This is a genomic window from Streptomyces sp. I05A-00742 (assembly GCF_013055795.1).
Classification (GTDB): Bacteria; Actinomycetota; Actinomycetes; order Streptomycetales; family Streptomycetaceae; genus Streptomyces.
In genome coordinates this window covers 1-7,517 of record NZ_JABETO010000080.1, presented here as the reverse complement: position 1 = coordinate 7,517, position 7,517 = coordinate 1, and the positions used below count along the sequence as shown (strand labels likewise).

General features: G+C 68.3%; 7 protein-coding genes and 1 pseudogene. 4 read left to right on the top strand and 4 right to left on the bottom strand.

The features are described 5' to 3' along the window. Together HN013_RS31950 and HN013_RS31945 are read left to right on the top strand one after the other, a co-directional pair. Positions 1-745: polymorphic toxin-type HINT domain-containing protein (locus HN013_RS31950; RefSeq protein ID WP_249375684.1), on the top strand; the 745-nt coding region annotated here is incomplete at its 5' end. Beyond that, the gene (locus tag HN013_RS31945) at positions 742-1,248 is read left to right on the top strand and encodes a hypothetical protein (protein WP_171172487.1); all 507 of its coding nucleotides are present in this window, start codon (positions 742-744) and stop codon (positions 1,246-1,248) included. The genes HN013_RS31950 and HN013_RS31945, both read left to right, overlap by 4 nt. Positions 1,249-1,490: 242 nt before the next feature. Here the strand turns inward: HN013_RS31945 and HN013_RS31940 are convergent, their stop codons facing one another. Together HN013_RS31940 and HN013_RS31935 are read right to left on the bottom strand one after the other, a co-directional pair. Next, positions 1,491-1,718 (bottom strand): DUF397 domain-containing protein, encoded by a 228-nt coding sequence (locus HN013_RS31940; protein ID WP_171172485.1) that lies wholly within the window; start codon positions 1,716-1,718, stop codon positions 1,491-1,493. After that, complete coding sequence (locus HN013_RS31935; RefSeq protein WP_171172483.1) at positions 1,688-2,488, bottom strand: helix-turn-helix transcriptional regulator; 801 nt, start codon at positions 2,486-2,488, stop codon at positions 1,688-1,690. Before HN013_RS31935 ends, HN013_RS31940 begins: the two co-directional genes overlap by 31 nt. Positions 2,489-2,749: 261 nt before the next feature. On the opposite strand from HN013_RS31935, the gene HN013_RS31930 reads away from it, so the two are divergent. Further along, a complete protein-coding gene (locus HN013_RS31930; protein ID WP_171172481.1) occupies positions 2,750-3,652 on the top strand; it encodes a DUF6415 family natural product biosynthesis protein in 903 nt (300 codons plus the stop codon). Between the two features lie 67 nt (positions 3,653-3,719). Here HN013_RS31930 and pruA read toward each other — a convergent pair whose 3' ends face one another. Both pruA and HN013_RS31920 read right to left on the bottom strand, forming a co-directional pair. Then, positions 3,720-5,351 (bottom strand): L-glutamate gamma-semialdehyde dehydrogenase, encoded by a 1,632-nt coding sequence (gene pruA / locus HN013_RS31925; protein WP_171172479.1) that lies wholly within the window; start codon positions 5,349-5,351, stop codon positions 3,720-3,722. 262 nt (positions 5,352-5,613) lie between these two features. Continuing rightward, positions 5,614-6,540 (bottom strand): proline dehydrogenase family protein, encoded by a 927-nt coding sequence (locus HN013_RS31920; RefSeq protein WP_171172477.1) that lies wholly within the window; start codon positions 6,538-6,540, stop codon positions 5,614-5,616. 199 nt (positions 6,541-6,739) lie between these two features. Between HN013_RS31920 and HN013_RS31915 the strand changes: the two are divergent. Beyond that, a pseudogene (locus tag HN013_RS31915) lies at positions 6,740-7,517 on the top strand (PucR family transcriptional regulator); the annotation flags it as partial.

Here is a 7,517-nt window from a genome sequence, read left to right as displayed (position 1 = left end):
CCCCGGGGCCGACTGCAAGTGCTTCCTGGCCGGCACCAAAGTCCTCATGGGCAACCGCACCACCCGCAACATCGAAGACATCAAGACAGGTGACCAGGTCTTCGCAACCGACCCACTCACCGGCCGAACCGCGCCCCGCCAGGTCACCCGCACGATCGCCACCGACAGCGACAGACATTTCAACGAGCTGACGATCGCAACCCCCAACGGTCCGGCAAAGCTCACCGCCACACACGAACACCCCTTCTGGGTACCGGACAAACACCGCTGGCTCCCCGCCCGCGAACTCACCCCCGGCACCACACTCCGCACCAGCGACGGAACCACCGCCCAAGTCAAGGCCAACCACGCCTACGACCGCCACGCACGCACCTACAACCTCACCGTCGACACCATCCACACGTACTATGTACTGGCGGGCGCCACGCCAGTACTCGTGCACAACAGCAACTGTCCCATCGGGTCGGTGACTGGGCCCGCTGGAGAGGTATTTCCACTGCCTAAGGGGGCCGCTGGCACACCGGTTGCCACAGGAAAAGGCTGGGTTTACGACATTCCGACCGGAACCAAGGGCCTCGACCCTCGGGTGGTGCAAGTCCGGGTGATGGACCCTGTCACCACCGGCAAGCACCAGTACCCGAATGGTTATGTGGTGTACATGAATAAAGCAGGTCAGTCGGTTAATCCCCTAACTGGACAAACAGTCAGCAGGGCTGACCCCTACAATCACATCCGGATCCCATGATCTCCATAAATGATCTCGTCCATGTCAGGCCGCGTCCGGGGTCTTTCGGCTCGGCCGAAGTGGATCCCCTGCGAGAAGCGGACGCGCTGCAAGAGGCGCAGCTGCTCGACTCTCGGGTGTGCCACCTGACCTCCACGGCGGCTCTTCTCTTCGAAATGCGCACCTCCTTGCAGTTTGAAGTGGGAAACTCAGCACTGCTTGTTGTCCGGGGTCTGCGCTCATTCGACTGGACGTCACCGAAACAGCAGGTTCCTCTCGCGGCGCTGACGGTAGTATCCAGCGTTACTGAACAGTCGGGCGAACCTCTTCGTGCGAGATTCGAATTCTTCCCGGAGGCGCGCCTTGTAGTGGCGGGCGATCTGGCGGAGTTTTACGTTCTCGAAGTGCAAGGAATCGGCGAGGTGCCGCCCGACTATTCGAGTGTGGACTTGGAAAAGGTTCAAGGCGCCTTGCCGTCTTGGTCCTCCGCGTGCAGGCTACTTCAGGCGTCAGTTTCGCACTGAGATAACAGTGCCGGGGTTGGTGATGCACCCGTTAGCGGATCGAATCCCCGCCAGGCGCAGCCTGGTGGGGATTCGCTGGTATTTTACGGCAGTAATTGATGACACCGTCAGTGGACGGGGGCTGCACAAGGCGGCGGTTCGTCGTCGTAGAAGCGTGTCGTCCCAGTGGGCTCCCAGCGGGCGATCATGTTTCTGACATAGCGGACACCAAGCCAGATGTCAGCAGACAGTAGCCCGCACCGTCATAGGTCTCTACGCGACAGCTTGCCGTCCGTGGCTGCCACCGTGGTCACGAACGCGGACCAGGCCGCGCGGGGGACGATTATCGGGGGGCGGTCGGTGTCCTTGGAGTCGCGGACGGGGAGTGCGTCGGGGAACTGCTCGGCGATCTCGATGCAGCCTTCGTTGGTCGCGCAGTAGGAGCTCTTGCGCCAGGCAGCTATGGACTGGTCAAAGCGGACGGTGCGCACGGGTATTTCTCCTCAACTACTTTGCGAATCAGTACCCTTGATGCCTCCGCATCCAGGGCGGCAGCGCGTAGGTGATCATAAAGGGTGATGTGCGCGGTCACGGATGGCTGCCTGATGAAGTAAAGGTCCGGCGGTCGCTGGACGACGGGCCGCCCGTTCGGGAGATCCATGATGTTCATCTCTCCGACATCCGCCCTCACTCCTGCGCTGTCAAACGGCCGAACCCTGACCTCAACGTTCGGGAGGCGTGACGCTTCGATCAGGTCGAGCAGTTGTCGCCGCATGACGTCAGCGCCACCCACGACCGTGTGGAGTGCGGCCTCGTCGAGAACCGCTTCGAACCCGGGTGGATCCGGTCTCCGCATGATCGCGCGCCTGCGCTCGCGATGACGGACCTTCTCTTCCAGCTCTCCGCCGAGAGACGGAAGAGCCATCGTGAGAATCGCCCTCGTGTAGGCGTCGTTCTGCAACAGAGCCGGAACGAGATTCGCCGCATGGCGGATGCGGACAGCCCGTTGCTCAGCTTTGAAAATCCGACGGACCCATTTGGCGTCGGGATTGTCGTCGAGCTCGTCACGAAGCTTCCGGATGCGCCCGCCCGCCCCCAGCGCGGCGTCGATGCGGCGAGCGACATCCCGGCGCGGAACATGCGTACCGGACTCGAAGTGGGAAATGGCCGTGTTCGACAGGGCAACCTCCCTGCCCAGCTCCGCCTGCTTCCACCCCTTGGCGAGCCGGTGCTCGCGGATCGCGGCCCCGAGCTCGGCCACGCGCGCCTGGTACGGATCAAGTGGCGGTGAGGCAGCCATAGTTGCATCCCCCAATTGACGCAGTGGATCACTCAATCCTGAGATGGGGTTGAGCATAGGGGCCCGGGCAGATACTGGAGACCGGAACCGGGACGCGTAACACCGGCCACCCGATGCTGCGTTCGAATCCCTTGTGTGATGCCCGCCGTGCGGCACCGCACACGTCCGCAGGCAGCTGTTCCGACAGCCCCGCCCCTCACCGCTCCGAGGAGATCCACCGCCATGCCCGTCTGGCCCGGTACAGCCATGCCCCACGCAGGGAGCCGCCCGGCCCTGCGCCCCGAAGCCGAGGCGGAGGTCGAGAGCATCACCCAAATGATCCTCGCCGCGACCGTGCCACCCCCCACCGAGATCATGGAGGCGTCCACCGGCGAGCTGCGCCGCTTCATCGGCGAATGGGCGCCCTGGATCAAGGGCGCTGCGCGGCAGTCGCTGCCAGCAGACGACCCGCTCCGACTCGCCGCCGAGCGATCCGCCGACGAGGCCACGTACCGGGCCAGGTGCACGGGCCCCGGGGACGGGCTGGAGTCGGCGTTCACGTACTGCCGGAGTCTGGCGCTGATCACCCGGGAGCTCCTGGAGCACGGGCGGAAGCTCGGCCGGCCGTCCGAGGACGCGGACCCCGGGCCGCGCCTGCGCGTGACCGCCCGGGCGCTGATCTGCCGCCCCTCCCCCACCGACGAGGCGGAACGGGACGTGCTCATGGTGTCGCCCGCGTACCCGGGGGTGCCCGGCGCCAACTTCCGGCTGCCGGGCGGGCCGACGGCGGCGGACGAGCCGGTCTGGGAGGCCATGGCCAGAACCGTGAGGGAGGAGACCGGCCTGGCCGTCCGGCCCGCGCGGCTGCTGGTGACGGACTGGGTGCGGGGGGACGGGAGCGGGAACGGGGGCGGCATCACCTTCGTGTATGCCGTCGTCCCCCACGACGGCGACGACGGCGAGATCGGCGTGCGGCTCCCCGCGAGGCCGGAGCTGACCGGCTACGCATGGGTTCCCGTCGGCGGACTCGGCGAGCACTGCTCTCCGCACCAGGAGCGCCGGATCAGGGCGGCCCTCGACGCCGCGCGCAGCGGGATCCTGGCGGAGCTGCGGTTCGGCGCGCCCGCCTACGCCGTCGCCGCGTAGCGCCCCGGAAACACCGCCGCCCCCGCCCGGCACGAGCCGGACGGGGGCGCAAGGGAAACCCAGCAGGTCAGCCCATGTGCGGGTAGCGGTAGTCGGTCGGCGGGACGAGGGTCTCCTTGATGGACCGGGTCGAGACCCAGCGCAGGAGGTTGGTGGCGGCGCCGGCCTTGTCGTTGGTGCCGGAGGCGCGGCCGCCGCCGAAGGGCTGCTGGCCGACGACAGCGCCGGTCGACTTGTCGTTGATGTAGAAGTTGCCCGCGGCGAAGCGGAGCTTGTCCATCGCGTCGGCGACCGCGGCGCGGTCCTGGCCGATGACCGAGCCGGTCAGGGCGTACGCGGAGACGGACTCCATCTGGGCGAGCATCGCGTCGAAGTCCTCGTCCTCGTAGACGTGGACGGCGAGGACCGGGCCGAAGTACTCCGTCGTGAAGACCTCGTTGGCCGGGTCGGTGCACTCGATGACCGTCGGGCGGACGAAGTAGCCGACGGAGTCGTCGTACGTACCGCCCGCGACGATGGTGCAGGACGGGTCGGCGGCGGCGCGGTCGATGGCGGCCTTGTTCTTGGCGAAGGCACGGTCGTCGATGACGGCGCCGATGAAGTTGGACAGGTCGGTGACGTCACCCATGGTGATGCCGTCGACCTCGGCCGCGAACTCCTCCTTGAAGCCGTTCTCCCAGATGGAGCGCGGGACGTAGGCGCGGGAGGAGGCGGAACACTTCTGGCCCTGGAACTCGAAGGAGCCGCGGGTCAGGGCGGTCTTCAGGATGGCGCGGTCGGCGCTCGGGTGGGCGACGACGAAGTCCTTGCCGCCGGTCTCGCCGACCAGGCGCGGGTAGGACTTGTACTTCTCGATGTTGTTGCCGACCGTCTTCCAGAGGTACTGGAAGGTCTTGGTCGAGCCGGTGAAGTGGATGCCCGCCAGCTCAGGGTGGTTCAGGGCCACCTCGGAGACGGCGATGCCGTCGCCGGTCACCAGGTTGATGACGCCCTTGGGCAGACCGGCCGCCTCCAGGAGCTCCATCAGGAGCACGGCGGAGTGGGTCTGCGTGGGGGACGGCTTCCAGACGACCACGTTGCCCATCAGGGCGGGGGCGGTCGGCAGGTTGCCGGCGATGGCGGTGAAGTTGAACGGCGTGATCGCGTAGACGAAGCCCTCCAGCGGGCGGTGGTCGCTGCGGTTCCACACGCCGGCGGAGTTGGCGACCGGCTGCTCGGCGAGGATCTGGCGCGCGAAGTGCACGTTGAAGCGCCAGAAGTCGACGAGCTCGCAGGGGGTGTCGATCTCGGCCTGCTGGGCGGTCTTCGACTGGCCGAGCATGGTGGAGGCGGCCAGCGTCTCGCGCCAGGGGCCGGAGAGCAGCTCGGCGGCGCGGAGGATGATCGCGGCGCGGTCGTCGAAGGACATCGCGCGCCAGGCCGGGGCGGCGGCCAGGGCGGCGTCGATCGCGTCCTGGGCGTCCTGGCCGGTGGCGTTGGCGTAGGTGCCGATGCGGGCCTTGTGGTTGTGCGGCTGTACGACGTCGAAGCGCTCGCCGCCGCCCATCCGCTTCTCGCCGTTGATGGTCATCGGCAGGTCGATGGGGTTGCCCGCCAGCTCCTTGAGCTTGGCTTCCAGGCGGGCGCGCTCCGGGGAGCCCGGGGCGTAGGAGTGCACCGGCTCGTTGACCGGGGCGGGGACCTGGGTGACAGCGTCCATGATGTACCTCTTCCGGATGAATACCTGGCTTCAACCGGGCGAAGCCGAAGCCGTGGCGTACGTTAGTTGTGGTCAGGGCTTGGCCGTCACAAGCCCGCGATAGCGGGTGAGTGAGAAGCCCCAACGGGGCGGAGTCACGAGTCTCGTAACTCCTTTCTTCGAAGCGACGACGAGACCGAGGTCGACTCAGTCGACCGATGGGCGGTGGTCGCAGTCACCCCGGTCGCACCGGGGTGACTGCGACCACCGCCCGCCCAAAACATCACCCCTTGGTGAGTATGGAGCGGGCGAAGAACAGCAGGTTGGCCGGCTTCTCGGCGAGCCGGCGCATGAAGTACCCGTACCAGTCGGTGCCGTAGGCCGTGTAGACCCGCATCCGGTGGCCCTCGGCGGCCAGCCGGACGTGCTCGTCACCGCGGATGCCGTAGAGCATCTGGAACTCGTACTCGTCCGGTTTGCGGCCCGCCTGCCGGGCCAGTTCCTGGGTGATCGCGATCAGACGCGGGTCGTGCGACCCGATCATCGGGTAGCCCTCGCCCGCCATCAGTATCTTGACGATGCGGACGAACGCCTTGTCGATCTCGGCCTTGTCCTGGTAGGCGACGGAGGCGGGTTCCTTGTACGCACCTTTAACGATACGCACTCGGCTGCCGGCGGCGGCGAGTCTGCGCGCGTCCTCCTCGGTGCGGAAGAGGTAGGCCTGGATGACGCAGCCGGTCTGCGGGAAGTCCTTCCGCAGCTCCTCGTGGATGGCGAACATCGAGTCGAGGGTGGTGTGGTCCTCGGCGTCCAGCGTGACGGTGGTGCCGATGGCGGCGGCGGCCTCGACGACCGGGCGGACGTTGGCTAGGGCGAGCTCGTGGCCGCCGTCCAGGGCCTGGCCGAACATGGAGAGCTTGATCGACATCTCGGCGCGCTCGCCGAGCCCGAGCTCCTTGAGGCGGCCGATCAGCTCCAGGTAGGCGTCCCGGGCGGCGTACGACTGCTCGACGGTGGTGATGTCCTCGCCTACGACGTCGAGGGTGACCTCCAGGCCCTTGGCCGTGGCGTCCTGGACGACCGGGATCACCTGGTCGACGGTCTCGCCCGCGATGAAGCGGTCGACGACCTGCTTGGTGCCCGGGGCGGCCGACACGAAACGACGCATTCCGTCGCTGCGCGAAGCGGCGAGGATGACGGGACCCAGCACGGGGCACCTCCACAGGACGGCCGGTCCCACCTGGGACGACGGCATAACCAACTCGACGTGAAACGTAGGGTTCGCGCCACCCCGGGAACCATCGACAGCTGTCACGCATCCGTGGCCGGGATCTCAGACAGATGTATGACAATGGTGGCCGGAGACCACGGGGGCGGGGCAAAGCGGACGAAAGGGAGTGCGGCGCGTCATGCGGGGCGAGTACCAGCAGCTCGTGGACGAGATCTCGGCGGTGTTCGGCGCGCCCGCGACCCTGGAGGACCGGGATTTCGGCCTGATCGCCTTCGGCGCCCACGGGGGTGACGACGACCTCGAAGTGTCCATGGACCCGGTGCGGACGCGGTCGATTCTCCAGCGGCGCTCCACGGCGGCCGTCCGGGCGTGGTTCGAGGCCTTCGGGATCGCCCGGGCGCAGGCCCCGATGCGCATCCCGCCGGATCCGGCGGCGGGCGTGTTCAAGGGCCGCATCTGCCTGCCGGTGCGCCATCGGGGCGTGGTGCACGGCTACGTCTGGCTGCTGGACGACGAGCACCTGGCCGGCCTCGATCTGGGCCCGGCCGCGCCGGATCCGCGCGTGACGCAGGCGATGGAGACCGCCGCCCGGATCGGTGCCCTGCTGGCCGCCGAGGCCCGGGCGGGCGCCGAGCTGGGCGAGCTGCTGCGTGACCTGCTGACCGCCCGCCCGGCCGGCCGGGACGCCGCCCGCGCCGCCCTGCGGGAGGCTCTGGGCCCGTCGGGCGACGGGCCGCTGGCGCTGCTCGCGGTGGCGCCGTGGCGGACGGACGACGAGGAGGACCGCCCGGGGGCGGACGGGCCCGGCTCCGCGTTCGCCGCCCGCTCGGGGGTGGCGGCCCTCTGCGCGGTCCCCGGGAGCCTGCCGGACGGCTCGGCGGCTCTGGCCGCCCTGGTCCGGCTGCGCGCGCTCGGCGCGCCCGCCCCGGCGCGCGCCGCCGCCGACCGGCTGCTGC